This is a genomic window from Kitasatospora sp. NPDC051702, assembly GCF_040681575.1.
Classification (GTDB): domain Bacteria; phylum Actinomycetota; class Actinomycetes; order Streptomycetales; family Streptomycetaceae; genus Kitasatospora.
This window is the reverse complement of the sequence record NZ_JBFAZB010000031.1, coordinates 80,221-106,884: the sequence shown is the minus strand read 5'-3', so window position 1 is coordinate 106,884 and position 26,664 is coordinate 80,221. Positions and strand designations below refer to the sequence as shown.

General features: G+C 74.7%; 23 protein-coding genes. 11 read left to right on the top strand and 12 right to left on the bottom strand.

The features are described from left to right. Positions 1–127: 127 nt before the first annotated feature. The 3 genes from AB0N04_RS24640 to AB0N04_RS24630 all read right to left on the bottom strand — a co-directional run bounded on the left by AB0N04_RS24640 (position 128) and on the right by AB0N04_RS24630 (position 2,123). Entirely contained in the window at positions 128–643 is a 516-nt protein-coding gene (locus AB0N04_RS24640; protein ID WP_360218418.1) for a pyridoxamine 5'-phosphate oxidase family protein, read from the bottom strand. A 143-nt stretch (positions 644–786) separates the two neighbouring features. Then, the gene (locus AB0N04_RS24635) at positions 787–1,455 is read right to left on the bottom strand and encodes a phosphatase PAP2 family protein (protein WP_360218421.1); all 669 of its coding nucleotides are present in this window, start codon (positions 1,453–1,455) and stop codon (positions 787–789) included. Next, a complete protein-coding gene (locus AB0N04_RS24630; RefSeq protein ID WP_360218424.1) occupies positions 1,455–2,123 on the bottom strand; it encodes a DedA family protein in 669 nt (222 codons plus the stop codon). Before AB0N04_RS24630 ends, AB0N04_RS24635 begins: the two co-directional genes overlap by 1 nt. Before the next feature lie 115 nt (positions 2,124–2,238). Here AB0N04_RS24630 and AB0N04_RS24625 point away from each other — a divergent pair, with 115 nt between their 5' ends. The 3 genes from AB0N04_RS24625 (at position 2,239) to AB0N04_RS24615 (ending at position 5,696) form a co-directional block, all read left to right on the top strand. Next, a complete protein-coding gene (locus AB0N04_RS24625; RefSeq protein WP_360218427.1) occupies positions 2,239–2,679 on the top strand; it encodes a BlaI/MecI/CopY family transcriptional regulator in 441 nt (146 codons plus the stop codon). Continuing rightward, positions 2,673–3,788, top strand: coding sequence for a M48 family metalloprotease (locus AB0N04_RS24620; protein WP_360218430.1), 1,116 nt, complete (start codon positions 2,673–2,675; stop codon positions 3,786–3,788). Before AB0N04_RS24625 ends, AB0N04_RS24620 begins: the two co-directional genes overlap by 7 nt. Before the next feature lie 345 nt (positions 3,789–4,133). Then, positions 4,134–5,696, top strand: coding sequence for a GAF domain-containing protein (locus AB0N04_RS24615; RefSeq protein ID WP_360218433.1), 1,563 nt, complete (start codon positions 4,134–4,136; stop codon positions 5,694–5,696). Here AB0N04_RS24615 and AB0N04_RS24610 read toward each other — a convergent pair. Next, the gene (locus AB0N04_RS24610; RefSeq protein ID WP_360218435.1) at positions 5,615–6,115 is read right to left on the bottom strand and encodes an SsgA family sporulation/cell division regulator; all 501 of its coding nucleotides are present in this window, start codon (positions 6,113–6,115) and stop codon (positions 5,615–5,617) included. The two genes, AB0N04_RS24615 and AB0N04_RS24610, sit on opposite strands and share 82 nt — an antisense overlap. Before the next feature lie 337 nt (positions 6,116–6,452). Here AB0N04_RS24610 and AB0N04_RS24605 point away from each other — a divergent pair, with 337 nt between their 5' ends. The 4 genes from AB0N04_RS24605 (at position 6,453) to AB0N04_RS24590 (ending at position 10,938) form a co-directional block, all read left to right on the top strand. Next, on the top strand, positions 6,453–7,871 hold the full coding sequence (locus tag AB0N04_RS24605) for a hypothetical protein (RefSeq protein ID WP_360218438.1): 1,419 nt from the start codon (positions 6,453–6,455) through the stop codon (positions 7,869–7,871). Between the two features lie 168 nt (positions 7,872–8,039). After that, positions 8,040–9,308, top strand: a complete 1,269-nt coding sequence (locus AB0N04_RS24600; protein ID WP_360218495.1) for a TerD family protein — start codon at positions 8,040–8,042, stop codon at positions 9,306–9,308. Positions 9,309–9,435: 127 nt separating this feature from the next. Beyond that, positions 9,436–10,401: an SGNH/GDSL hydrolase family protein gene (locus AB0N04_RS24595; protein ID WP_360218441.1), complete on the top strand. Its 966-nt coding sequence runs from the start codon at positions 9,436–9,438 to the stop codon at positions 10,399–10,401. Positions 10,402–10,449: 48 nt separating this feature from the next. Continuing rightward, positions 10,450–10,938, top strand: coding sequence for a GNAT family N-acetyltransferase (locus AB0N04_RS24590; protein ID WP_360218444.1), 489 nt, complete (start codon positions 10,450–10,452; stop codon positions 10,936–10,938). Positions 10,939–10,946: 8 nt separating this feature from the next. Here AB0N04_RS24590 and AB0N04_RS24585 read toward each other — a convergent pair whose 3' ends face one another. The 3 genes from AB0N04_RS24585 to pruA all read right to left on the bottom strand — a co-directional run bounded on the left by AB0N04_RS24585 (position 10,947) and on the right by pruA (position 14,747). Then, positions 10,947–11,639 carry an RraA family protein gene (locus AB0N04_RS24585; protein WP_360218447.1) on the bottom strand — a complete coding sequence of 231 codons (693 nt, stop codon included), beginning with the start codon at positions 11,637–11,639 and terminating at the stop codon, positions 10,947–10,949. Between the two features lie 313 nt (positions 11,640–11,952). After that, on the bottom strand, positions 11,953–12,882 hold the full coding sequence (locus AB0N04_RS24580; RefSeq protein WP_360218450.1) for a proline dehydrogenase family protein: 930 nt from the start codon (positions 12,880–12,882) through the stop codon (positions 11,953–11,955). Positions 12,883–13,118: 236 nt separating this feature from the next. Then, on the bottom strand, positions 13,119–14,747 hold the full coding sequence (gene pruA / locus AB0N04_RS24575) for an L-glutamate gamma-semialdehyde dehydrogenase (RefSeq protein ID WP_360218453.1): 1,629 nt from the start codon (positions 14,745–14,747) through the stop codon (positions 13,119–13,121). Positions 14,748–15,061: 314 nt separating this feature from the next. Between pruA and AB0N04_RS24570 the strand changes: the two genes are divergently transcribed. Next, positions 15,062–16,705, top strand: coding sequence for a helix-turn-helix domain-containing protein (locus tag AB0N04_RS24570; RefSeq protein ID WP_360218456.1), 1,644 nt, complete (start codon positions 15,062–15,064; stop codon positions 16,703–16,705). On the opposite strand, the gene AB0N04_RS24565 is transcribed toward AB0N04_RS24570, so the two are convergent. Further along, positions 16,693–18,183, bottom strand: coding sequence for an alkaline phosphatase PhoX (locus AB0N04_RS24565; RefSeq protein ID WP_360218459.1), 1,491 nt, complete (start codon positions 18,181–18,183; stop codon positions 16,693–16,695). The two genes, AB0N04_RS24570 and AB0N04_RS24565, sit on opposite strands and share 13 nt — an antisense overlap. 279 nt (positions 18,184–18,462) lie before the next feature. Beyond that, a complete protein-coding gene (locus AB0N04_RS24560) occupies positions 18,463–19,641 on the bottom strand; it encodes a hypothetical protein (protein ID WP_360218462.1) in 1,179 nt (392 codons plus the stop codon). A gap of 147 nt (positions 19,642–19,788) precedes the next feature. Between AB0N04_RS24560 and AB0N04_RS24555 the strand changes: the two genes are divergently transcribed. After that, positions 19,789–20,232 carry a VOC family protein gene (locus AB0N04_RS24555; protein WP_360218465.1) on the top strand — a complete coding sequence of 148 codons (444 nt, stop codon included), beginning with the start codon at positions 19,789–19,791 and terminating at the stop codon, positions 20,230–20,232. A 54-nt stretch (positions 20,233–20,286) separates the two neighbouring features. Here the strand turns inward: AB0N04_RS24555 and AB0N04_RS24550 are convergent, their stop codons facing one another. Then, positions 20,287–21,915, bottom strand: coding sequence for a hypothetical protein (locus tag AB0N04_RS24550; protein WP_360218468.1), 1,629 nt, complete (start codon positions 21,913–21,915; stop codon positions 20,287–20,289). Positions 21,916–22,240: 325 nt separating this feature from the next. On the opposite strand from AB0N04_RS24550, the gene AB0N04_RS24545 reads away from it, so the two are divergent. Both AB0N04_RS24545 and AB0N04_RS24540 read left to right on the top strand, forming a co-directional pair. Further along, positions 22,241–23,572: an MFS transporter gene (locus AB0N04_RS24545; protein ID WP_360218471.1), complete on the top strand. Its 1,332-nt coding sequence runs from the start codon at positions 22,241–22,243 to the stop codon at positions 23,570–23,572. A 324-nt stretch (positions 23,573–23,896) separates the two neighbouring features. Next, the gene (locus tag AB0N04_RS24540; RefSeq protein WP_360218474.1) at positions 23,897–24,724 is read left to right on the top strand and encodes a phosphotransferase; all 828 of its coding nucleotides are present in this window, start codon (positions 23,897–23,899) and stop codon (positions 24,722–24,724) included. Here the strand turns inward: AB0N04_RS24540 and AB0N04_RS24535 are convergent. Together AB0N04_RS24535 and AB0N04_RS24530 are read right to left on the bottom strand one after the other, a co-directional pair. After that, positions 24,712–25,509: an aldo/keto reductase gene (locus AB0N04_RS24535; protein ID WP_360218477.1), complete on the bottom strand. Its 798-nt coding sequence runs from the start codon at positions 25,507–25,509 to the stop codon at positions 24,712–24,714. The two genes, AB0N04_RS24540 and AB0N04_RS24535, sit on opposite strands and share 13 nt — an antisense overlap. Next, positions 25,443–26,636, bottom strand: a complete 1,194-nt coding sequence (locus tag AB0N04_RS24530) for a cupin domain-containing protein (protein ID WP_360218480.1) — start codon at positions 26,634–26,636, stop codon at positions 25,443–25,445. The genes AB0N04_RS24535 and AB0N04_RS24530 overlap by 67 nt, the downstream gene beginning before the upstream one ends. Between the last annotated feature and the right edge of the window lie 28 nt (positions 26,637–26,664).

Sequence of the window (26,664 nt, the reverse complement as noted above, 5' to 3'; positions counted from 1 at the left end):
CAGTCGTGCCGGGGCGCGGGAGCGCCGGGCGTGCCAGCGGAGGGAGTGCCGATGCCGTACCGACTCGACATCACGCAGGGGGAGTGGCCGGGCCGACTTCCCACGCCGGACACTCCCGAGGACACCCCTAGCCCCGCAGGACCCGGGCGCGGAGGTAGTTGCGGCGGCCGAAGTTGGGCTCGTCGACCGCCGTCAGCTCCTCGACCTGGAAGCGGTACAGCGCCGCCGCGCCGCCGCCGGTGAGGAACTGCCGCCGGACGGCCTCGTCCCGGGCGAAGGCCGGGTAGCGCCCCTGGTAGGCGGCCAGCGCCGCCTCCGCCTGCCGACCCCAGGCCTCGCCCGCGCTGCCGGTCAGCTGGAGGCCGCGCAGCTGCTCGCCGAAGGCCGGCGGCGGCAGGAAGACGGTGGCGGCGGCGCGGGCCTCCTCGGCGAGGTGGTGGCTGTGCCGGGTGGAGCGCTCGCTGACGAAGTAGAGGACGAGGTCGTCGTCGTACGCGAAGAAGGCCAGGTTGGCGTGCGGGCCGTGTTCGTGCCCGGCGGTGGCGAGGGTGAGCACCATGGTCTCCTGGAGCAGGCCCTCGACGCCCTTGTGCGGCGACCCGCCCGGCCACTCCCCCTGCGTGATGTCGAGTCGGTACGGCATCGGCACTCCCTCCGCTGGCACGCCCGGCGCTCCCGCGCCCCGGCACGACTGAGCCGGGCGGGGCCCCCGCGGAGGGGTCCCACGCCCGGCTCACATGCTCTACCCGCCGCCCCGGCCGAACAAGGGTCGGGCGGGTTACGGAATCAGTGCCGCGGCGTCTCGTACGGTGAGTGCCCGCGGGCCACCAGCGGCAGTGCGCCGGGGCCGAGCAACGGGCGCAGCGCGCCGCCCCGCATCCGCTCGACGAGCGGTCCGCAGCGCCGGGCGAGCGCGGCCAGCACGAGGGCGACGAGGACGCCGACCAGTGCGCCGACGGCCACGTCGTGCGGGTAGTGCACGCCGACCCAGACCCGGGAGGCGCCCATCAGCACGGCGAAGAGCCCGGCGATCCAGCCGAGCCGCCGGTCGACGAACCAGAGCGCGGTGGCGGCCGCGAAGGCGATGACCGTGTGGTTGCTGGGGAACGACCAGTCGCCGGTGCCCGGGCAGGCCTCCAGGGAGACGCTGCCGGGGATCTGGGCGCAGGGCCGGACCTCCTCGACAGTGCTCTTGAGGGCGGAGTTCGCGGCGTACGCGAGGACGACGATCACCGGCGAGGCCAGCACCCCGGCCATGACCGCCGAGTCGGCGCCGCGCGCCCGCCACCAGGCGTAGAGCATGAAGACGGCGAACAGGCCGAGTCCGACCGCGGACCACAGTCTGATCAGTTCGTCGAGCCAGTGCGGGGCCGCCTGGGCCCACTCGTTGACCCGGGTGTAGAGGCCGCCGTCGATGCCGCTGCCGTCGTACACGGCCAGGGCCCGGGAGGACATCACACGTCACCTCCGTGACGGCGCGCCTTACGGGCGCGGAACAGTTCGAGAACGATGGGGAGCACGGAGACAACTACTACCAGACCGATGATCGGTAGCAGATATTGGTCGATACTGGGGACGGACGATCCGAGCGCGTACCCGGCGAGCACCACCCCGACGGTCCAGACCGCTCCGCCGATCACCTGCCAGAGGGTGAACGAGCGCACCGGCACGTCGAGCACGCCGCAGAGCGGGTTGAGCACCGTCCGGACCACCGGGATGAAGCGGGCGAGCACGATCGCCTTGCCGTGGCCGTACTTGGCGAGCAGCTCCTCGGCCCGCCGGGCGCCCTCCTGGAGGCTCCGGCGCTTGGAGCGGCGCAGCAGGGCGGTGCCGCCGCGCCTGCCGATCAGGTAGCCGACCTGTGCGCCGAGCAGCGCCCCGGCCAGGGCCGCGGGAAGCACCTGGTAGAGCTCCAGCTGCGGGCCCTTGGTGGCGCCGGGGACGCAGAGCAGGCCGGCGGTGAACAGCAGCGAGTCTCCGGGCAGGAAGAAGCCCACCAGCAGGCCGGTCTCCGCGAAGAGGACGACGGCGATCCCGAGCGCGCCGAAGGCGGACAGCAGCGAGGACGCGTCCAGCGGGTTCACCGCGAGGTGGACGGCCGGATCGGGGGGGAACTGGAGCAAGGCTGGCGGACCTCCCGTACGTTGGGGGGCGGTTCGCAGCGGAACCCGCCCCGACCGTCTACAGTGACGTAGACGGTCTACATGACTGTAGACGAAACCTGGAGGAAGCGCCGCCATGTCCGACGTACCGTCCGCCCGCCGGCCCGCCGGCGAGTTGGAGGCCGAGGTGCTGGCCGCGCTCTGGGCGGCCGGGCAGCCGATGACGCCGCAGGACGTCCAGACGGCGCTCGGCGGGGACCTCGCCCGCACCACCATCGCCACGATCCTCGCCCGGCTGCACGACAAGGGCACCGTGGAGCGCACCCGCGCCGGCCGCGCCTACGCCTACACCCCGACCGTCCAGGACCCGGCCGGGCTCGCCGCCCGCCGGATGCACACCGAGCTCGGCCGCGAGGCCGACCGCTCCACCGTGCTGGCCCGCTTCGTCTCCGACCTCTCCGCCGAGGACGAGCAGTTGCTGCGCGCCCTCCTGGGCGACGGCCACCCCGGCACCGGTCCCGGCCCCGACGCCACCGGGCCCGGCCCGGACGCCACCGGGGCGGGCCGCCCGTGCTGATCGCCGTCTGGGCCCCGCTGCTGCTGCCGTTCCTGGCCGTTCCGCTCGCCCGCCGCCTCGCCGAGGCCCTGCCGCCCCGGGCCGCCGCCTGGACCCTGGCCGGCACGGCCGCCGTGCTGGCCGGCGGCACCCTCTGCTCGCTCGGCCTGCTCGCGGCCGCCGGGCTGCTGCAGCTGCCGCCGGTCGCCGCGCTCGGCCACCTGTCGCTGCCCTGGCTCACCGCCGCCGCCCCCGGAGCACCCCTGGCCGCGGCCGCGGCCGGGCTGGTGCTCGCCGTGCTGACCGCCCGGGCCGTCCGCACGGCCCGCCGCCACCGGCTGGAGCTGCGCACGGCCCGCGCCGCCGTCCCCGCCGCGTCCCCGGCCGCCGCCCAAGCCACCACCGCCACCGCCACCGCCACCACGACCGACGACCGGCATCCGGACACGCGCCCTCGACGCGCCACCGTGCGCCGGGCACGCACTCCGCGGGCCGCGCTGGCCCGCGCCCGGGCGCTGCTCCAGCCGGGCGAGCACCCGCTCGCCGTCCTCGACGACGAGCGCGCCGACGCCTTCGCCCTGCCCGGACGGCTGCCGCTGCCCGGTCGGCCCGCCGAACCCGGCCGGATCGTCGTCACCTCCGGCATGCTGCGCGCCCTCAGCGGGCCCGAGCGGGCCGCCCTGCTCGCCCACGAACGGGCCCACCTGGCCGCCCGCCACCACGTCTTCCTCGCCCTGGCCGAACACGCCGCCGACCTCCACCCCGCGCTCGGCGCCCTGCGCACGCCGCTCGGGTTCCACCTGGAGCGCTGGGCCGACGAGGTGGCGGCGGCCCGGGTCGGCGACCGCACGGTGACGGCCCACGCGGTCGGCCGGGCCGCCCTGGCCGCCGGCCGCTCCCCCTGGCCGGCCCGGCCCCGGCTGGTCCCCGCCGCGCACTCCGGGCCGGTCCCCCGCCGGGTGGCCGCCCTGCTCCAGCCCCGCCCGGCCGCCGCCGGGACCCGCCGCCGCGCGGTCGCGCTCGCGCTGGCGGCCTGCCTGGCCCTGAGCACCGCCGCCACGCTGGACGCCACCGCCGACCTGCACCACACGGTCGAGGCGGCCCAGCGCGGCAGCGACGCGGAACGCTGACCCCGGGCCCGGCACCCGGCACCCGGCACCCGGCACCCGGCACCCGCACGACCCCGCCGTCAGGCCCGACCGGCACCACACCGGCACCCCACCCGCACCCCCGGCAGCCACCCCGTCCCGGCCCACCCGCGCACGCCGCCCCGCCCCCCGCAACCACCCCCCGGCCACCGCGCCCCACGACCGTCCGGGGGCACGGCGTAGCCATCCCGGCCCGGCATGTCCACTCCCGTACGGCCCGGTATGCCGAGTTGGCAGACCCCATCCCCAGGAACCCACCGCACCCGTACTCTTTCGTCAGCGCGTCGGCCCCGGCGCGACCTCGAACGGCGGCGAGGAGCAACGCGAGTGCGGCAGACCGGACGGCAGTCCCGACGACCAGAGCGCCGCACCCCGCCGACCGCGACGGAGCTGGCCAAGGTCCACGACCGCACCCTCGCCGACGCCGCCGCCCGCGAACTGACCCAGCCCGCCTTCCCCGAGGCCGGCACCACCGGCCTGCTCGACCCCCGCCCCGAGATCGGCGACTCCTGGGCCCGGCTGCGGCGCCTGGGCCTCGACCCCGACGCCGGCGCGGCCGCCGTCCACCTCGGCCCCGCCGAGATCGAGCAGCGGCGCCGCGCGAGCGGCCTGGACTCCGTCATGCCGGTGCTGCGCGACACCCTGCTGGAGCCGGTCGGGCAGACCCCGCTGATCCTCGCCATCGCCGACGCCGAGGGCCACGTGCTCTGGCAGGAGGGCGAGCGCGGGCTGCGCCGCAGCGCCGACCGGATCGGCTTCCTCACCGGCGCCCGCTGGACGGAGGAGAGCGTCGGCACCAACGGGATCGCCGTCGCCCTGCGGGCCCAGCGCCCGATGCAGGTCCACTCCGCCGAGCACTACCTGCGCAGCCACCACTCCTGGACCTGCGTGGCCGCCCCCGTCCACGACCCGGGCACCGGCCGGCTGGTCGGCGCGATCAACCTCAGCGGCCCGGCCCGCAGCGTCCGCCCGTACCTGCTCCAGCTCACCGCCACCGCGGCCCGGCTCGCCGAGACCGAGCTGCGCGCCCACCGGCTGGAGGCGCTGCACCGGCTGCGCACCCTGGCCGCCCCGCTGCTGGCCCGGGTGGCCGGCCCGGCCCTGGTGGTGGACGCCGCCGGCTGGACGGCCGCCGCGGCCGGTCTGCCGCCGCCCGGGCGGCTGCGGGTGCCGGTCGACGGCTGGGGCACCACCGCCGTGCACTGGGTGCCCGGTCTCGGCGAGTGCGTGCTGGAGCCGCTCGCGGACGGCTGGCTGGTCCGGCCGGTGCGCCCGCCCGAGGAGGACGGCTCCGGCACGGTGACCGCGGAGCAGGCCGAGGGCGCCCGGCTCCGGCTCGACCTGCGCCGCCCGGACCGCCCGGAGCTGACCGTGCGGGGCGCGGCCGGCAGCTGGTCGCAGGCGCTCAGCCCGCGCCACGCCGAACTGCTGCTGCTGCTCGCCACCGGGCGGGAGGGCAGCAGTGCGGCCCAGCTCGCGGAGGCGCTGTTCGGCGACCCGGGCCGCACGGTGACGGTCCGCGCCGAGCTGTCCCGGCTGCGCCGCTACCTGGGCGGCCTGCTGGCCCACCGGCCGTACCGTTTCGCCGAGTCGGTGCTGGTCGCGGTGGACGGACCGGACGATCCGTACGACCTGCTGCCGGCCTCCTCCGCCCCGGCCGTGCGCCGGTTGCGGGCGGGGCTGGCCGCGGGGACGGTCCGGCTGCCCGGCGCGGCTCCGGCCGTCCCGCCGCCGCGCGGGCCCGGGGAGCCGCTGGCGGGGGAGGTCCTGGCCGGTGGGGCCCTGAGCGGAGAGGCCCTGAGCGGGGCTCAGCCGCCCGCGAGCAGCGCGGCCAGCTGGGCGTCGGTCGGGCCGCAGTCGCGCTCCGCCTCGGCGGAGACCAGCGCGTAGGTGCGGTCGAGCCAGGCCTGCACCCGGGGCTTGGACGCCTCCAGCAGGGCGCTGCCGTGCGGCGACTCCAGCGCCAGGTGCAACGTCGAGCCGTGGCAGGGGCAGTAGGCCGGCCACAGCTTGACGTCGCCCTGGCCGCTCAGCGTGCACAGGCCGTCGCGCAGCAACTCGCGCGAGAAGACCCAGTCGGCCTCGTCGGGGCGGCCCTGGTGGAAGGTCAGCAGCACCTCGTAGGGGCGGGCGGCCTCGAAGCGGAACCGGGTGCGCACCTCGCCGACCACCTCCTCGCCCAGCGAGATCCGCAGGGTCAGCACCTCCTCCACCGCCGCCGGAGCGGCGGTGGAGCCGACCCCATCGCCGCCCGTGGGGGTAGCGGCGAGGGGTGCACTGGAGGCTGCGGACAGCGGGTCGGGCGGCATGACGGTCTCTCCGGGACGGCGTGGGATGACCTCAGCCTGCGCCACCCGCGCCCGGGCGGGCAAGGGTTGCAAGGAGGTTGCAATAACCCCCGACCGCGCTGGCCGACCCTTACCCCAGCTTGTCAGACGGACCGTCAACTTCCGTCTGTCGAACGGATGTCCGTGGAATGGATGGAATCGGTCCGAGGTCCTGGCAGCCGCTGGTACGCTCTCCCCCTCCCCGCACGGGCCCGCCCGCACCCGGGCGGACCGCCCCCGGGCGGCCGGCACGGCCGGCCGACGGCGCGTGGGAGAATACGGCGACCGCTACGGCGACTTCGGGGAGGGAAGGGGTCCGGTGGCTGTGCGCGAGGACACCGCGCGGGACGTGCAGCACGAGCCCGCACGGCACGGCCGGCACGGGCGGCCACGCCCGTTCGGCGGCCGGCTCCGGCTGCCCACCCTCCGCTTCTCCGGCGCCGCGATGGCGATGTCGACCGTCGTGGGCATCAGCATCGCCACCACCCTGCTGCTCAACGAGCAGCAGGGCGTGGGCCGGCGGGCCGGGGTCGCCCGGGTCGGCACCACCCCGCCGGCCACCCCCACCCCGGGCGACCAGGCCGAGGCGGCCTCCGCCCGGACCCCGGCCGCACCGACGCCCACCGACGCCCCGGCCGACCACGCGGCCACCGGCCGCCCCGCGGGCTCCCGGCCCTCACCGCACCCCTCGGGGGCGGCGCCGGTCGCGGCCGCCGGCTCCGCGTCGCCCGAGGCCACCGGCGACCGCTCGGCGACCCCGGACGCCACCGGCGGACGGACCTCCACCGGGCACGGCCACGAGGCCGACTCCTGGACGGCCGGCAGCGAGGAGCCCGGCACTCCGGGCACCACCCCCTCGGCCGGTCCCACTCCTGCGGCCCGCCCCGCCGCCGGGCAGCCGGGCACCGACCCGGCCGCCGCCGACCGGCCGACCGCCTCGCCGTCGCTCTCCCCCTCACCGACCCCGCCGACCTCGCCGACCGCTCCGCCCGGGCCCCGCCCGACCGCGCCGGACCAGCCCACCCGGCCGCCCGCCGCCGTGGTGCCCGGCACCGACGCCCCGCCGACGGACCCGGCCCCCGGCGAGCCCGCCACCCCGGGACCGGGCACCGCCCCGGACACCGACTCCGACCCGGACGCCGACCGGGTGCTGACCGGCGTCGCCCTGGTCACCCCGGTCGGACGGGACGGCCTGCGGCACCAGCTCGACCTCACCGTCACCGAGCGGGTCACCGCCCTGCAGGCCGAGTTCCGGCTCTCCCCCGGCGACCTCGCCCCCGGCACCGGCACCGCCTGGACCGACCTGCCCGGCGCGGTGGTGACCGTCCAGCAGGACCGCGGCACGCTCGTCTACCGCTTCACCACCCCGCCCGGCACCGACGTCGCACCGGGGCACTACACCTTCGGCGTGCGCGGCACCCGCCCGGCCGACGGCCCGTCCGGGCCGGCCACCGGGGGTGGCCGGGGTGCCGGGTCCACCGACGGCGCCGGGACCGGCAAGGCCGCCGCGACGGAGAGCTGGAGCGCCGCCGCCTTCGGCATCGACCGCCCCCGCGCGGTCGCGGCACTCGGCACCTTCGCCCCGGCGGCCCAGCAGAACGCGGCGCAGCAGAACGCGGCCCAGCCGCCCGGTCTCCCGCCGCGCGCCCCGGCGCCGACGACCGCGCCGGCCTTCGTCCCCGCACCACCGGCCGCCCCGGCGCCGACGACCGCACCGCCGGTCGGCGCGACCCGCTGAGGCCCCGCCGCTCCGGTCGGACGGTCCGACGATCCGACAGGTCACCGCCCTGGACGGGCTCATCCCGGCACCACTGTTCGTTACTGTGGGCAGCTACCGGCCCGGCGGCCCCAGCGGCCCCGTCCCGCCGTCGTCCCGCACCCGAGGAGGAGTCCCGTGTCCACCGTCCTGACCCAAGGCGGCAACGCCCCGCTGTCCGCCGCGCGGGTGACCGTCGAGGTCACCGCGCCCAAGGCACTGGACGTCTCCGGTCTGCTGCTGACCGACGCCGGAAAGGTGCGCTCGGACGACGACTTCGTCTTCTTCAACGCCCCGCACGGCCCCGGGGTCAGCCACCGCCCGGCCACCTCCGGGGCCCCCGACGCGATCACCGTCGACACCCTCGCCGTCCCGGCCGGGATCACCAAGATCGTCGTCACCGCGAGCCCCGCCGACCAGTCCTCCACCTTCGCCGGGATGGAGCCGACCGCCACCGTCCGTGACGCGGACACCGGCCAGGTGCTGGTCACCTTCACCCCGCCGCAGCTCGGCCGGGAGACCGCGCTCATCGTGGTCGAGGTCTACCTGCGCGGCGGCGCCTGGAAGGTGCGCGCGGTCGGCCAGGGGTACGCCAACGGGCTGGCGGGGATCGCCACCGACTTCGGTGTCACCGTCGACGACTCCCCCGCACCGCCGCCGGCCCAGGCCGCCCCGTCGGCCCCGGTCGCGGCCCCGCCGGCACCCCCCGCCGCTCCCCCGGTGACCCCGCCCGTACCGGCCGCCCCCGCCGCCCCGCCGGTCGACCCGCGGATCGCACTCGCCGCCTCCGCACCGGTGCCCCCGGCGCCCCCGGCCGCACCGCCGGCCCCGCCCGCACCCACCAAGATCACCCTGGACAAGGGTCGGGTCAGCCTGGTCAAGGGCAGCTCCGTCTCCCTGGTCAAGAACGGCCGCCCGTTCCTCTCCTCGGTCCGGATGGCCCTCGGATGGGAGCCCGCGGGCCGCGGCCGCAGCGTCGACCTGGACGCCTCCTGCATCGCCTTCGACAGCCGGCGCAACAAGCTGGAGACGGCCTGGTTCATGAAGCTGACCGTCTTCAACGGCGCGATCGCCCACTCCGGCGACAACCTCACCGGCGGCGGCGAGGGCGATGACGAGTCGATCACCGTCCACCTGGACGGCCTCCCGGCCGAGGTCACCGGCCTGGTCTTCGTCGTCAACTCCTTCTCCGGCCAGCGCTTCACCGACGTGAAGAACGCCTACTGCCGCCTGCTGGACGCCGGGACGAACGAGGAGCTGGTCCGCTTCGACCTCACCCACTCCGAGGCCCGCACCGGTGTGGTGATGTGCAAGCTGGTCCGCCAGACCTCCGGCGAGTGGGTGATGACCGCGCTCGGCGAGTACGTCGACGCCAAGACCGCCCGGGCGATGGTCGACCCCTCGGCCGCCCTGCTCTGAGCCCCCGCGTTCGTCACATCCCTGACCGCGAATTCACCCTCCTGGGGCATCAAGTCGTCCACGGACCGACTCGATTGACACTCAGGGGGGTGACTCGCACTCTCCCCGCGCCCGTCGAGGAGAGCCCGTGCCACGCTTCCTGTCCCGCCTCGCCGTCACCGGCACCGCCGCCGTCCTCGCCGCCGGCCTGATCACCCCCACCGCTGTCGAGGCCGCCGCCAGACCGACCGACCCCGCCCGGACGCTGAAGTGGGCCGCCCTCGGCGACTCCTACACCGCCGGCGTCATCGAGGCCACCGGCGGCCTCACCGCGCCCCGGGACGGCTGCGCGCGTACCACCGGCTCCTACCCCGAGATCGTCCGCCGCGGCCTGGGCGCCCTGGTCGACCTCCACAACGTCAGCTGCAGCGGCGCCACCAGCGCGGACGTCGACACGAACAAGCAGAGTCCGATCGGCCGCCCGCTCCCTCCCTTCGGCGTCGACCCCGCCGCCCCGTACCCGCCCGTCCCTGCGCAGATCGACGCGGTCGACCCGGACGAGGACGTGATCACCGTGGGCGTCGGCGGCAACGACCTCGGCTTCGGCGAGATCCTCGGGGACTGCATCGCACTCGGCGCCACCCACCTCGGCCTGGGAAGCCCCTGCAAGGACAAGTACGACGCCCAGCTGGCCGGCCGCTTCGACCGGCTGCGCACCGGCTACGGCGCCATGCTCACCGCGCTCCGGCAGAAGGCCCCCTCCGCGCGGATCATCACCGTCGGCTACCCGCACCTGGTCCCCGAGGACGCCACCCGCTGCCGGTTCGGCGACCCGCTGCAGTTCGCCACCTTCACCACCGGCGACCTGGCCTGGGCCCGCACCAGCATCCTGGAGCCGCTCAACCAGGCCATCGAGCAGATCGCCTCCGCCCGGCAGGACACCTTCGTCGACCTCTACGCCGGCTCCGCCGAACACAGCGTCTGCGACGCCGACCACTGGCTGGACGGCGTCCTGACCAGCGTCATCCCGCTGAAGTACGCCCTGGTGCACCCCAACGCCGACGGCCAGTCCTTCGCCGCCACCCGGGTCGGGGCCGCCGTCCGCGGCACCTGAGCGGAAAACCGGTGGGCCCACCACCCGGGCCCGGGGCATCCTGAGCGGATGCTGATCCGCGAAGCCACCCCCGAGGACTGGCCGGCCGTCTGGCCGTTCTTCCACACCGTCATCGCCGCCGGCGAGACCTTCCCCTACCCCCTCGACATGTCGTCCGAGCTCGGCCGGGAGTGGTGGATGAAGACCGCCCCGGACCGCACGGTGGTCGCGGTGGACGAGGACGGTCGGATCGTCGGCACCGCCGCCATGAACCGCAACCGCCCCGGCAACGGCGCCCACGTGGCCAGCGCGAGCTACCTGGTCGACCCGGCGCACCACGGCCGGGGCATCGGGCGGGCCCTGGTCGAGCACTCCCTCGACTGGGCCCGCCGATCCGGCTACCGCGCCATGCAGTTCAACGCCGTGGTCGCCAACAACCGCCACGCGGTGAAGCTCTACGAGTCCCTCGGCTTCACGATCGTCGGCACCGTCCCGGAGGCCTTCCTCCACCCGGTCGACGGCTACGTCGGCCTGCACGTCATGCACCGGCCCCTGTAGGCCCGGGCCTACTCCTCGATCGCCCCGCCGACCCGCCGCAGGTGCTGCCGGAAGCTGTACGAGGGGTCGGCCGCGCGGCGCTCCAGGTAGTCCTCGAAGGCGGTCTGGCGGCGCAGGGTGTCCCCGGCGGCGATCCGCCCGGCCTGCGCGCGCTCCGTCCGGGCGATCGCGGCGGCCGTCTCCAGCACCTCCGCGGCCCGGTCGGCCGGGACGAACAGCACTCCGTCCGCGTCGCCGAACACCACGTCGCCGGCGCTCACCACGTGCGGGCCGAAACGGGCCGTCAGCAGCGCCTCCGGCTCCCGGTCGTCCAACCGCAGCGGCCCGAGCGGCAGCGCACCGTAACTGAACACCGGAAGCCCGATCTCCAGCAGTTCCGGGGTGTCCCGGTGCAGCCCCCACACCACGATCCCGGCCACCCCGGCGGCGCGCGCCTCCAGCACCGCGAGGTCCCCGATGCAGGCCTCGTCCGTCCGCCCGCCGTTGTCGATCACCAGCACGTCCCCGTCCCGGGCGGCGCCGTACGCCTCCAGGAACACGTCGACGCTGCCGTAGTGCCGCACCGGCAGCACCGGCCCGGCCACCCGGCCACCCGCCACCACCCCGGCCACCCCCACCGGCGCCGCCCGCAGCGCCACCCCGAGGCGCACGCACGCGTCCGCCACCAACGGCGTCGACAGCCCTTCGAACTCCTTCAGCATCCCCAACTCCTCCCGCCGAAACCCCAGTTCACCAGCACCGGATCCTAGGGCAGCCCTCGGACCCACACCATCGAGTGAACATCCACCGTGTCCTGCACAACCACGACCGACCGCGATCAGCGTGACGCCCATCTGAAGGAGGGGCATCATGAGTGCTTTGGCGCATGAGCAACCGATCACGGGTTCCCCATCGCAGGCCGACATCCTGCTGGAGAGCCGCCTGAAACCGTTCCTCTGAGCCCGGGAACGCGGAAACGGCCCGCACCCCCTCCCACACAGGGGGTACGAGCCGTTGGTCGTGGCGCCGGACGCGTCAGCCGCGGGTGGCCATGGCCCGCAGGAAGAAGGTCAGGTTGGCCGGGCGCTCGGCGAGGCGGCGCATGAAGTAGCCGTACCACTCCTGGCCGTAGGGCAGGTACACGCGCATGGTGTTGCCCTCGCCGGCGAGGCGCAGCTGCTCCTCGGGGCGGATGCCGAAGAGCATCTGGTACTCGAAGGAGTCCCGCTTGCGGCCGTTCCACTGGGCGAGCTGGCCGGCGATCTTGATCATGTTGGGGTCGTGCGAGGCGATCATCGGGTAGCCCTCGCCGGCCATGAGGATCTTCAGGGCGCGGACGTACGCGAGGTCGACCTCGTGCTTGCCCTGGAAGGCGACCGACTCGGGCTCCTTGTAGGCGCCCTTGCACAGGCGCACGCGGGAGCCGGCGCCGGCGAACTCGCGGCAGTCGGCCTCGGTGCGGCGCAGGTAGGCCTGCAGCACGACGCCCAGCCACGGGAAGTCGGCGCGCAGCTCGCGGGCGATGGCGAGGGTGGAGTCGGTGGTGGTGTGGTCCTCCATGTCGAGGGTCACCGTGGTGCCGGCGTCGGCGGCGGCCGCGCAGATGCGGCGGGCGTTCTCCAGCGCGATCTTCTCGCCGTCCACCGGGAGGAACTGGCCGACGGCCGACAGCTTGACGGAGACCTCGGCACCGGCCGCGAGGCCGGTCTCCTTGAGCGCCTTGAGCAGGTGCTCGTAGGCCTCGGCGGTGCCGGCGGCCTGCGCGGCGTCCTGGGTGTCCTCACCGAGGTGGTCGAGGGTGACCTTGCGGCCGGTGGCGACCAGGTCGTCGCAGGCGGTGACGGCGTCGTCGAGGGCCTCGCCGGCGACGAAGCGCTCGACTATCGCGTGGGTCGGCGGGAACTTCTCGACCACGGTGCGGACCTGCGGCGACCGGGAGGCCGCGAGAAGGGCGGTACGGAGCATCGTGACTCCTGGAGCTGGTGCTTCTAAGGGTGGCAGAAGGGGGCCGGGGCGCCTGCATCAGGCGTGCCGCACGTCCCGAGCGGGGTGACGGCCGGCGACGGCACCAGGCGTGCCGCGCGCAGCGCGTCCCCCGGAGGGGCCGGGGCGACGGGCGGGCGGGTGGGCCCGTCGCCCCGGCGGGCGACGCCGGCTGCGGGGCCGGGCGTCGGGGTGACCGTTGTGGTCGGGTGGGGCACTCAGCCCATGTGCGGGTAGCGGTAGTCCGTCGGCGGGACGAAGGTCTCCTTGACCGAGCGGGTCGAGGTCCACCGCGCCAGGTTCTGCTTGGCACCGGCCTTGTCGTTGGTGCCGGAGGCGCGGCCGCCGCCGAAGGGCTGCTGGCCGACGACGGCGCCGGTCGGCTTGTCGTTGATGTAGAAGTTGCCGGCCGCGAAGCGCAGCTTGTGCATGGCGTCCTGGGCGGCCGCGCGGTCCTGGGAGATGATCGAGCCGGTCAGGCCGTAGGCCGACACCGACTCCATCTGGGCCAGCATCTCCTCGTACTTCTCGTCCTCGTAGACGTACACGGCGAGGATCGGGCCGAAGTACTCGTCGCGGAAGTACTCGGCCGCCGGGTCCTCGCAGACCAGTACGGTCGGGCGGACGAAGTAGCCGACCGAGTCGTCGTAGGTGCCGCCGGCCAGGACCCGGACCTTCGGGTCGGCCTGGGCGCGGTCGATGGCGGCCTTGTTCTTGGCGAACGAGCGGTCGTCGATGACGGCCGACATGAAGTTCGACAGGTCGGTGACGTCGCCCATGGTGAGGCCGTCGACCTCGGCGGCGAACTCGTCCTGGAGGCCGGCCCAGAGGGAGGCGGGGACGTAGGCGCGGGAGAGCGCCGAGCACTTCTGGCCCTGGTACTCGAAGGCGCCGCGGGTCATCGCGGTCTTCAGCACGGCCGGGTCGGCGGACGGGTGGGCGACCAGGAAGTCCTTGCCGCCGGTCTCGCCGACGATCCGCGGGTAGGTGCGGTAGCCGGCGATGTTGGTGCCGACCTCGCGCCACAGGTGCTGGAAGGTGGCGGTGGAGCCGGTGAAGTGGATGCCGGCCAGCGCCGGGTGCTTGAGCGCGACGGCGGAGACGTCCAGGCCGTCGCCGGTCACCATGTTGATGACGCCCTTGGGCAGGCCGGCCTCCTCCAGCAGCTGCATCAGCAGGTGCGCGGAGTACTGCTGGGTCGGGGACGGCTTCCAGAGCACCACGTTGCCCATCAGCGCGGGCGCGGTCGGCAGGTTGCCGGCGATCGCGGTGAAGTTGAACGGGGTGATGGCGTAGACGAAGCCCTCGAGGGGGCGGTGGTCGCTGCGGTTCCACACGCCGTCCGAGGAGATCGGCTGCTCGGCCATGATCTGGCGGGCGAAGTGGACGTTGAACCGCAGGAAGTCGACCAGCTCGCAGGGCGTGTCGATCTCGGCCTGCTGGGCGGTCTTGGACTGGCCGAGCATGGTGGCGGCGGCCAGGGTCTCGCGCCAGGGGCCGGCGAGCAGGTCGGCGGCCTTGAGGAAGATCGCGGCGCGGGAGTCGAAGGAGAGCGCCTGCCAGGCCGGGGCGGCGGCCAGGGCAGTGTCGATGGCGTCCTGCGCGTCGGCCTGGGTGGCGTTGCGCAGGGTGCCGAGCCTCGCCGCGTGGTTGTGCGGCTGGACGACGTGGATCTCGGCGCCGCCGCCCATGCGGCGCTCACCGTTGATCGTCATGGTCAGCTGGACCGGCTCCTGGCCGCCCAGCTCCTTCAGCTTGGCCTCCAGACGGGCCCGTTCCGGGCTGCCCGGGGCGTAGCTGTGGACCGGCTCGTTCACCGGCGCGGGGACCTGGGTCACAGCGTCCATAGAGCGCACGCTCTCCTTCGTCGTTGCGGGGGATGCCGGCGTGGGTCGCACACCGGCCACAGCACGAACGCTATTCCTGCCCGCGGGGCCACTTGATTGGCCGGGCGGCTAAATTCCCCCGTACGGCGTTGTCCGGCCCGACGAAGGGGGTCACGGCGCGGTCACGGCGCGGCGCCGGTGGACCCCCGCGGGCCCTTGCGCCCACCGCCCGCGCACACCGGCCCGCAGCGCTGTCCGCCCGGCTAAAATCGGCCTCGCGGCGTTGTCCGGGCGGATGAAGAGCGGATGGCGAAGAGCGGATGAAGGAGGCCAGGATGACCACCCCCGGTCTCCCGCTCCGCCAGCTGCTGATGTCCCTCGGCGAGCCCCTGGTCGAACTCCAGGCCGCCCCGCAGGGCCTGGACGTGCCGGTCCGCGACGTCGCCATCCTCGACCCGGAGGATCCGCCCACCGCCGCCCCCGGCGAACTCGTCCTGGCCATCGGCGCCCGCGGCCGGGCCGCCCTGCCGGCCCTGCGCGCCGCCGGGCGGGCCGGCGCGGCCGCGGTGGCGGTGAAGCTGGACGGCCCCGGTCAGGCGGACGCGCTGCGCGAGGCCGCCACCGACGCGGGCGTCGCCCTGCTGTCCGTCCGCCGCGAGACCCGCTGGGAGCACCTCGACTCGCTGGCCCGCGCGATCATCGCCGGCCCGGACGCCCCCGACACCCCCGGCGCCCCCGAGCCCAACGCCGGCGACCTCTTCTCGCTCGCGCAGACCGTCGCCGTGCTCACCAACGGCATCGTCTCGATCGAGGACACCTCCAGCCGGGTGCTGGCCTACTCGCGCTCCTCCGACTCGGACGAGGTCGACGACCTGCGCCGGCTGTCCATCCTCGGCTGGCAGGGCCCCGAGCCGTACCTGTCCAAGCTCCGCGAGTGGGGCATCTTCCAGCACCTGCGCACCTCGGACGCGCCGATCGCGGTCGAGCCGCACCCGGAGCTCGGCCTGCGCCGGCGCCTGGCGGTCGGCATCCGGGCCGGGGCGCAGCCGCTCGGCACCATCTGGGTGCAGGAGGGGGCGCGGCCGCTGGCGCCGCTGGCCGAGCAGGCCCTGGTCGGCGCCGCACGGGTGGCGGCCGCCCAACTGGTGCGCCGGCGACGCGAGTTGTCGGCCGATGTCCGGCTCACCCAGACCCTGCTCACCGGGCTGCTGGAGGGCTCCACCGGCCCGCAGTCGCTCGCCACCCACCTGGGCCTGGACGTGCGCCGCCCGGCCACCGTGCTGGCGTACAGCGCGCACACCACCGAGGCGCTGCACCGCTCCGACGTCACCGGCCTGATCTCGGTGCACACCGCCGCCCGGCACCGCACCGCGCTGCTCGCACCGATCGAGTCCCGGGTCTACGTGCTGCTGCCGGAGCTCCCGGCCAACCTGCCGATGGCGACCGTCCGCGGCTGGGCGGACGAGGTGGTGACGGCCGCCCGGGACCACCTCGGGGTGCCGCTGCGCGCCGCGATCGGCTCCACCGTGGACGGCCTGGCCCGGGTCCCGGACTCCCGCGCGCAGGCGGACCGCATCCTGGACGCGATGGGCCGCGGCGGGGTGGACCTCGACGTGGCGGCGCTGATCGACGTCCAGGCCGAGGTGCTGGTCAGCGAGGTGCTCGCGCTGCTGCAGGAGCGCTCCGGCCTGCGCGACCCCCGGCTCACGGCGCTCACCGACTACGACCACAGGCACGGCACCCGGCTCGCCGAGTCGGTGCTGGCCTGGCTGGACGCGCTCGGCGAGGTCCGGGTCGCCGCGGACGCGCTGCACATCCACCCCAACACCCTGCGCTACCGGGTGCGCCGGGCCGAGCAGTTGACCGGCATCGACCTCGCCCAGCCGCAGCAGCGGCTGCTGGCGATGCTGCAGCTGCGGCTGCCCGCGGACGAGTGGTCCGCGGGCAGCCGGTCACGCTCCGAGGGTCACGCGCCGTAGCCCTGGCCGCGCTTGTGCTCGTTCAGCCGGCGCCACGGGCCGGTGATGGCGAGCTGGATGCCCGGGGTCTGGATGTTGGCGAACAGGGTCTTGCCGTCGTCCGAGAAGGTGACGCCGGTGAACTCGCTGAACTCGGGCTTCTCGGCGGTGCCGATGTTCAGCTCGTTGCGGGCGATCGGGTAGACCAGCCCGTCCTCGGTGGCGCCGAACAGGTGCGAGACGCCCTCGCCGTCCTCGCAGATCACGATGCCGCCGTACGGCGAGACGGTGATGTTGTCCGGGCCGTCGTAGTTGTCGTGGTCGCCCCAGACGTCGCTGTTGACGCCCAGCAGGACCTTCAGGGTGATGGTGCGGCGGGCCGGGTTGTAGAACCACACCTGGCCGTCGTGCTGCAGCGGGCTCTCCGAGCGGGCGAAGCTGGAGACGAAGTAGAAGCCGCCGTCACCCCACCACATGCCCTCCAGCTTGCGGGCGCGGGTGACCTCGCCGTCCTTGAACTGCTTGCGGACGGAGACGGTCCTCGCGTCGCGGTCCTGGACCTTGACCCAGTCCACGCCGTAGGTGGTGCCGACCTTGGTGGCGCGGGAGAGGTCGTCGACGAGCTTGCCCTGCGCGTCGAAGACCTTGAAGGCCTCGAGCACGCCGGCGTCGGCGGCGAGCTTGCGCAGCTGGTGGCGGCCGTGCTTGAAGCCGGCCGGCGGGGTCCAGCGGAACAGCAGGCCGTTGGGGTTCGAGGCGTCCTCGGTCAGGTAGACCTGGCCGCGCTTCGGGTCCACGACCACGGCCTCGTGGGCGTAGCGGCCGAAGGCCTTCACCGGCTGCGGGTCGCGGTTGTAGTCGTCGTCGAACGGGTCGACCTCGAAGACGTAGCCGTGGTCCTTGGTGAAGCCGTTCTTGCCGGCCTTGTCCTCGGTCTCCTCGCCGGACAGCCAGGTGCCCCACGGGGTGACGCCGCCCGCGCAGTTGGTGGCGGTGCCGGCGATGCCGACCCACTGCTCGACCGAGCCGTCCCGCTTGGCGTGCACGATGGTGCAGCCGCCGGCCGCGCCCGGGTCGTAGACGTGGCCCTCGGTCAGCGGCACCGGGTGCGGCCAGTTGGCGCGGGCGCCGGACAGCTCGTGGTTGACGACCATGTAGTTGCCGCCGTGCTCGTCCTCGAAGGCGGAGGTGCCGTCGTGGTTGCTCGGGGTGAACTCGCCGGTGCGCAGCCTGGTGACGCCGGCCCGGTTGAGGACGGTGTAGGAGAAGCCCTTCGGCAGGGACAGCAGCCCGGCCGCGTCCTGCACCAGCGGGCCGTAGCCGACGGCGGTGCCGCCGGCCGCGTTGGTCCCGGCGGCCGCGGCGGCCGGCGCCTCGCCGCCGGCCGGGGCGGCGATCGCGCCCGGCGCGCTGGCCAGCGCCTCGGCGCTGCCGGCGATCAGCACGCCGGCCCCGACGAGGGTGGAACGGTTGACGAAGTCCCGACGGGACAGCGACATGGTGACAACTCCAGGGGGATCGGCCGTCGGACCGGGCGGGCCCGGGTGTCCGGCGTACGGGGCGTCGAGGCGGGTTGTGTCGACGCCCAGCAGACTCCGCCGCAGGGGTGAACCGGACGTGACGCCCACCTCACGGCCAGGCGGCCATTTGCCAACCGATGACGAACACATGACCTCCGCTTTGCCAGCCGAGGGGCGGCGGGGGCCACGGAGGCGGGAGTGCCGCCGGGCCGCGGAGACCCGCCGGGGCGGCGGTGCCACCGGGCCGCCCGGCGGAGGTCAGCCCGAGCGCGCCGCCCGCCACTGCTCCCAGGCCGCCAGCCACAGCTGCTCGGCGAGCCGCTCCCCGTCCCGGGCCCCCGGCCCGCCGCCGCCCGGACGCTCCCGCCAGACCTGCGCCCAGGCCCGCTGCGCCGGGAGGCTCGCCACCTCGCTCGCGAACACGGTGTACCGGACGACCTCCTCGACGGCCGCCGCCCCCTCCCCCGTGCCGACCAGCCAGTTCGTCTGCCGGGACAACCGGTCCAGGTGGTTGACCATCGCCGTCACCGCCGCCGTCGCCTCGTCCCGGGTCTCGGTGGCGAGCCGCATCTGCTGGCGCACCGCCTTCTCCCAGCGCACCGCGTAGGCGTCCCCGCGCAGCCCGCGCGGCCGCCGCGGCGTCCGCCCGGCCCGGACCTGCGCCTCGATCGCGGCGGCCTCGGCGACGCTCTGCGCGATCAGCTCGCGGTGCGCCTCCAGCCCGACGGCGGGCGGCAGTTCGCGCTCCTCGACGGGCACCTGCCGGGCCCGCCGGGAGGCCAGCTCGCCCAGCAGTTCGGTCCGGCCGCGCAGGTACGGCTCGAAGTCCGCGATCCCCGCGAGCTCCACGCAGCCGGGGGCCACCCCGCGCCCGCAGACCGTCACGGTCAGCCCGCCGACCCGCAGCCGCCCGGCCCAGACCGGGCCCGGCCCGCCGAGCGCCGCCCCCGGCCAGGGCACCGGCCGGTCCTCGTGCACCTCCACCGGGTGCGGCACGCCGTCCACGGTGATCCACTCGCGCAGGGCCCGCACCCGGCCGGGGCCGTCGCCCTCGTCCACGCCGAGCTGCTCGTACACGCGGTCGCGCTCGTCCTCGACCACGTCCTCCAGCTCCGGCAGCCGCTCGTCGAGCTCTGCGCCCGGCCGGTAGGTGCGCACGGTCACGTACGGGCCGGCCACCGAGCTCCGGTCGCCGGACTGCACCTCGACCCAGCTGAGCGAGTCGCCGGAGGTCTCGAAGGCGCCCAGCGCGTCGCCGCGGTGCTCCAGCGCGGAGGCCACCCCGTACACCGGGAAGTCGGCCGCGGCCAGGGCCCGGCGGGAGAACTCCTCGACGGCGGCGAAACGATCCGCCCGGCCCCTCGGGTCCGGGACGCGCGCACGGTCCGTCCGTTCCGCGTTCCACTCCTGGGGCCTGCCGCCGCTCTCCCGCATCACCTGTGCCGCACCCCCGAGTCCTCGCGCCCGCACCGCCGACGCCACCTTACGTGCCCGGGCCTGCCCGGTCATCAGCTCATGGCCCGCGCACCGGCGCAGGCCGTGTCAGGGAGCGCGGTTGTCAGCCGCCCTCCCTACCCTGGCGGCATGACAGCAGAGAGCAGCTTCCCCGCCCGGATCAGCATCGTCACCCTCGGGGTCTCCGACCTCGACCGCAGCGCACGCTTCTACGAGGACCTCGGCTGGCGGCGGTCCACCGCCTCCAGCCCGGAGATCGTCTGGTTCCGCACCGCCGACTCGGTGCTCGGCCTCTTCCCGACGGAGGAGCTGGCCGCCGACGCCGGGGTGCCCGCCACCGGCGAGCCCGCCTTCCGCGGCGTCACCCTGGCGGTGAACCTCGAGTCCCCGGCGCTGGTGGACGCCGCGCTGAAGACGGCGGTCGAGGCCGGCGCCGTCGTGGTCAAGCCCCCGGTCACCACCGGCTGGGGCGGCTACTCCGGCTACTTCGAGGACCCGGACGGCCACCTGTGGGAGCTGGCCCACAACCCTTTCTTCCCGTTCGCCGAGGACGGCTCGCTGGACCTGCCCTGAGGCGGGTCCGACGGTGCCCGCGTGCGGACCGTCGGCCCCGCCCGGCCCGGGGCCTCAGCCCCTGGACCGCGCCTTGAAGGCCGCCTTGCGCGCCTCCTTGGCCACCGCCCGGTCCAGGTGCAGCTCCCCGACGGCCTCCAGGACGTCCGCCGTGTACGGGTGGTCGACCCGCCACAGCTCGCCGAAGTACGACGCCGGATCGCCGGTCACCGGCAGGTCCGCGATCAGCTCGCGCAGCTGCCCGGCGTCGCCGCCGCTGTCCAGCAGCTGGGCGGCGAAGGTGTCGACCACCGCCCACAGCGCCATCGACCGCTCCGGCGCCGGCACGTCCGCGGCACCCAGCGAGGTCAGCCAGGCCCGTCCGGCGCCCCCCAGCTCGGGGTCGTCCAGCACGTCCCGGACGGCCGGCTCCGCAGGCGCCCCCAGCATGTCGAGCGCCGTGACGCAGAGCATCCGCCGCATCGGGCCGTAGGCGTCACCGCCGCGGGCCGCCGCCAGCAGCTCGCGCGCCGCCGCGACCGGCTCCCGGCCGGTGATCCAGACCCGCAGCTCCTCCTCCGGCAGCACGTTGGCCGACTCGCACACGGCGCGCAGCAGCTCCGCCGCGTCGCCCTGGGCCAGCTCGCCGACCAGCGGCGCGTCGTAGCCGTCCTCCAGCAGCCACTGCCGGATGCCGTACTGGCCGAGCGGGGTGAGCCGGACCAGCCCGAAGCGGGCCGACTCCTCCTCGTCCAGCGGCGCCTCGCCGACCAGCGCGGGCGCCTCGTCCCCGGCGCCCTCCTCCTCGTCGAACAGCTCCGGGTCGATCGGCCGGTACTCCAGCAGGCCCAGCTCGGCCAGGTCGCCCAGCATCGGGTCGAGGGAGACCATCACGTCGGTGATGTCGCCCAGCAGCTCCTCGCTCGGCTCCTCGCCCTCCGGCACCACCAGCAGTGCCGCCAGCACGCCCAGCGGCACGGTCTCCTGGCCCGGGTCGGCGAAGGCGGTGGTCTCGTAGAGCACCTGCAGCGCCTCGTCCAGCAGCTCGGCGGCTGCGTCCCTGGCCTCCTCGACCTCGTTCAGGCCGTCCTCGTCCTCCTCGCCCTCCTCGTCCGCGGCCCCCTCGCCGGGCTCCTCCTCCGGCAGCGAGTCGGCCTCCACGGCCAGCTCCCGGACGATCCCGGCGGCGGTCAGCCACAGCTCCAGGACGGTCTCCGGGTCACCCTGCTCGGCCGGCTCCAGGTCGGGGCCCGGGACGGCCACGTGCTCGCCGGCCGCGGTCGTCCCGATCTCCACCAGGTCCAGGTCGCAGGCCAGCGACCAGGCCCGCATCGCCTCGATCTCGGCCTCCTCCGGCACCTCGCCCTCGGCGGGGGCCAGGCCCAGCAGCCGCGCCGCGGGTGCCCGGTCCTCCTCCACGAGGTCGCCGAACTCGTCCACCGCCCGGTGCGGGGCGGCCCAGCGGGCCAGCGCCAGCGCGTACCCGAACATCGGCACGGCCTTCGCCTGGGCGGTCAACTCCTCCTCGCCCGGCAGCCGCACCGGCGGCACCAGCACGGCCGCGTCGTCCAGGTCCTCGTCGTCCAGCCCGTGCGCGGCGAACGCCCCGTAGAGGTCCTGGAGCTCCAGGTCGGCGGGCAGGACCGCCTCGGCCGCACTCTCTCCCGCCGAAGCCCCGGCGTTCTTCCGACGTCGTCCGGCCATCGTTGTGCGCTCTCCCTCAGCCAGCGGTCCGCCCATCAGCTCAGCGTCCCGATCCACGACCTCAGCGTATAGGTGCGACACCCCCGATGCCCGGCCTCAAGGGGCGCACGCAGGGGCGCGCGCCGAATCCGTGCGCCCACCCCTTATCCTTCGCAGTGGCGCCGTGCACAACCCCGCGCGGGCCGCCGGGCAACGAAGCCCGAATCCTCAGCTCATCCGCTCCACCAGGGAGCCCCGCACCGCGGCCACCACCACAGCGCCTCAGGACGGGCGCGCCGGCACACCCCGCCGACCCGGTGGTGCCCTGCCACAGGAGATCCCTTTCATGGCGGACCTCTCCCCCGCCGGCCCCGGCCTGCGCACCGCGCAGCTCGACGGACGCCGACTGTCGGAGGCCCTGCTCCCCCTGGAGCTCGCTCCACGCGCCCAGCTCCAGCTCTCCGCGATCAGCCGCTGGAACGCGCTGCGCGGCGTACGCGTCGGCCTGGTGGCCGCCGCCCTGCTGTTCATGCTCATCGGTGCCAACCTGGCGACGCCGATCTACCCCCTGCTCCAGCAGCGCCTCGGGCTCGGCCCCCTCGACACCACGATCCTCTTCACGATCTACGTGTTCGCGCTGGTCCCCGTGCTGGCCGTGGTCGGTCACTGGTCGGACCACCTCGGCCGCCGCGCCCTGATCCTGCCCGCCGTCGGGCTGGCCGCCGCGGGCGACGTCGTGTTCGCCACCTCCGGCAGCTTCTGGCAGCTGGCGATCGGCCGGGCCGTCCAGGGCATCGCCGTCGGTCTGTCCACCGGCGCAGCCGGGGCCGCCCTCGGCGACCTGCTGCCCGACCACCCCACCCTGGCCGCCAAGCTCACCCTGGCCTGCTCCGCCGGGGGCGTCGCGCTCGGCCCGATCGTCGGCGCCCTGCTGGCGAACGGCTCCGACCCCCTGCTGACGCCCTTCCTGCTGCACGCCGTCGCCCTGCTCGCGCTCTGCGTGCCGCTGGCCCTCGTCCACCCCCGGATGCCCGGCCGCAACCGCCCGCCGGCCTCCCCGCCGCGCATCACCACCCCGGCCCACCTGCGCCCGCAGCGCCTGCGGCTGCCGCGCACCGGCCGCCGCGAGTTCCTGCTCGCCGCCTCGGCCGGCTTCATCTCCTACGCGGTCTTCGGCGTCTACCTCAGCCTGGCCCCGGCCTTCGCCGCCAAGGTGTTGAACACCCCCTCGCACCTGACCGGCGCGGTGGTCGCGGCCCTGCTGCTCGGCTCCTCGGCCGCCGCCCAGCTGATCGTCCCGCCGACCGCCGACCGCAAGGTCATCGCCCTCGGCATGACCGGACTGGCCGCCGGCCTCGCCCTGGTCGTCGCCGCCGGCTACACCGGCACCCCGGCGCTACTCTTCATCGGCAGCGTCCTCGGCGGCATCTGCCAGGGCGTGGCCTTCCGCTCCCTCTTCACCACCGCCGTCGCCGCACTCGACCCGGAACGCCGGGGCTCCGAGCTCTCGGCCCTCTGGGTCATCGTCTACCTCGGCAGCTCCCTCCCCATCGTCGCCGTCGGCGCCCTGGTCAGGAGCTACGGCCTCCTCCCCGCCGTCAGCGGCTTCGCCACCCTCGCCGCCCTCCTCTGCGCCGGCCTCGCCGTGGCCGTCGCCCGCAAGCCCAGGGCGGCCTGACCCGCACACCAGAACGCCGCTGCCCGGGACTTCCCCTTCGGACGTCCCGGGCAGCGGCGTTTCCGGCGCCGGGCTGAACACCCGCGCACCAGCCGCTCCGTCGAATGGTTCCACCACCGTTCCCCACCATCCACCCCCCACCCGCCAAGCGGCGGGTGCCCGCCCCTGGCCTGGCCTCCTGACCCTGTGGGCCGCCGGCTCCGCAGGCGGCCCACAGGGTCAGCTGACGGCGGCCGCTCCAGCCCCGGCGCCACGAGAGTGGACCGGGGCTGAGCGAACCGGCGATGCACCTCCAACTCGCCCGCTTCTCGCTACCGTTGTCCCATGACAGATCTGCGCCGGGTACCGGTTGACGGGGTGCTGGAACGGGTCGAGTCCGCGTTGGGAACCCACCTCGATCGTGCGTCGGTGGTCCGCAAACGCCGGTCCGTAGGCACTCGCACCGAGCGCGGCACGTGGGTGCGGATCGAGCGGCGCGGGTTGGATCGGATCGGTGTCCAGGGCGGGGACGGCACACCCGCAGCCGAGGCGCTGAACGGCATCGCGAAGCCCGCGTGGCTGGCGGGCATCGCATGGCGGGACGCGGCCGAGCCGGTGATGTGGCGGGCCGACGAAACCGGGCTCCTGCCGGCCGAACCCGTGGGATCGGCGGTCTTGGCGGACGAACCCGAGCTGCCTCCCGGCTGGTGGTCGCAGTTGAACGCTTCGCTCGACGCGCTCTCTCGGCAACGGACGAACCGGATCGCTACGCCCGACACGGAGACCATCACGCAGGAACTGGTGAACCGGACCATCCACCGGGTGTTCCCGGCCCTCGACGCGACGGTGAGCCGGTGGTGTCCGGCGCATGCCGATCTCAACTGGGCGAACGTGACGGCACCGGAGTTCTGCGTCTTCGACTGGGAGGACTGGGGAATGGCCCCGCGCGGCCTGGACGCGGCCACGCTGTGGGGTGCGTCGCTCGCCGTGCCGACGCTGGCCGATCGCGTCCGCACCGAGCGGAGCGCCGACTTCGCGAGCCGGGACGGAAAGCTGATGACGCTGTTCGTCGCGGCGAAGATCCTCGGGCCGCACGCGCATCCCGAGGACCCTCGCCTTGAGCGCGCCCGCGTCCTGGCTGAGCAGGTGGCGAAGGACCTTCAGACCGACTGACGCAGGAGCTGCCGGTAGGTCTGGAGGACATCGGTGTCGATCTCGTGCCCCAGGCCGCCGCACAGTTCCCGCAGGTGCTCGGCGTCGTCGCTGCCGACCGCCACCGCCTCGGCCCCCGGCAGCGCGAAGGCGACACGAAATGCCGCCTGCACCGGTGTGGCGTCGGATGACCTCAGGAACATCGTCGGATCGATCTTCTGCCACACGGGGTCGGTGGCGCTGCCACCGAAGGGGCTCATCCCCCGTACCTGGGTCGGCCCCCACGCGGCCACCAGTGCTTCGGCGGCGTCGAGGACACTGCTGCTGACCAGCAGGCCGGAGCGGACCATGAGGACGTCCGGGCAAGGCGTGTCGAGGCCGACCAACGGGCGCGGGTCCCAGGTGGAGATCCCCCACGAAGCGCAGCGCCCCTGCTCCGCCGCACCGGCCAGGACCGCGCATGCATGCGAGAGAACCTCGCTGTCCGGAGCGGAGTGCTCGGGGTTGTGCAGGAGGACCGTGTCCGGTTCGCAGCCAAGCTCGGCCAACGCCGCGTCGAGCGCCTTCCGCAACCGCGTCGGGGCAAGGCTGTGTCCGTCCTTGAAGTAGCCGACCTTGGTGGAGATCACGAACTCCGTGAGCAGGTCACCAGCCACCTCACCGAGAACACGGTGGGATCGGTGGTGGAGGTAGTTCGAGGCGGTGTCGATCGCGGTGACGCCGAGGTCCAGTGCGCCGGTCAGGATGTCACGGCGGTGACGAGACCGGTGTAGCCCGAGGACAACTCGTCGGTCAGCGGCGCGCACAGTTCCTCCTTGATCAAGATCGCGGCCACCTCACGAACTTCATCCCCGACACTCGCCGCCGCCTGCTCGAGCACGACGGGCTGGCCACTGAGCAGCAGTCGCAGGGCGGTCACCGCCTTTGCCGCGAAGGTGAGCTGCCTCCCAGCCGCTGTGACGCCTACGGTGTCCCCGTGCTCCGTGATCCGGGGTGCGAAGTGGGTGGTGCACACCACGGCGTCGAGCCCACCGAAGATCTCCAGGAACGGCACCTGGCGGCCGGGGGCGGCCTGCTGCTCGCAGGCGGTCAGGAACTCCTCCGGGCCACGCCGGCCGACGAGTCGGGTGGCGGCCTCCACCAAGGGCGTGGTGTCGGTGTCGGTGCGGTCGAGGTCGCAGCGGAAGACCTCCTGCTCGCGGCACCAGTCGCCCAGCCAGGCCATCCAGGAGGCGCCGGTGCGCTTCGTGATGCCGAAGGTGACATGGAGGCTGTGGCCGGTACCGCTCCCGGTGCGGGTGGCCTGGTGCCAGTGGCCGCGCGGGATGTGCATGACGTCGCCGACCCGGAGAGTCCCTTTGAAGAGCACGGTGTCGCTGGGAGTGTTGTTGGGATCAGCGTCGCGGTACATGGGCGCAGTGCGCGAGGCGGTCCGAACCTCCCAGTCCTTCTCCCCCGAGAGCTGCACGACGATCACGTCGTGGTCGTCCCAGTGGAGCGGGAAGCCGGCGGCGCTGTTGGTGGTGAGGTAGGCGTTCACCTGCACGCGCTCGCGCGCCCACCACTGCAAGGCGCGGCAGGTGACTTCCATCGTGGGATCGAAGACGTTGACCTGGTCCATGATCAGCGTCGCGCCGTCGCGGAGCAGGTCGCCGAGGCGGTGCATGTTGGCCATGGGAACGGACTGCCCGCGCGGGCTGACAGTGTCGGTGAAGTACACGGCCGGATGTACTTCCTCGCCCTTCTGAAAGGCCCGGAACTGCGGCCGGTTGAGGCTGCGCCGCATGGCGATGTCGAGGAGCTTGTTCGGGGTGAGGATGCGCGACAGCAGCGCACAGTCCTCGATCCGGCCAAGCGCGAAACCCGTGCCGATCGGTTCGGAGCTGTCCCAGCGCAGGGCCGTCTCGATGGCGGTGACCAAGCGGTGTTCCACTGCTACCTCCGTGGAGAGTTCTGGACGC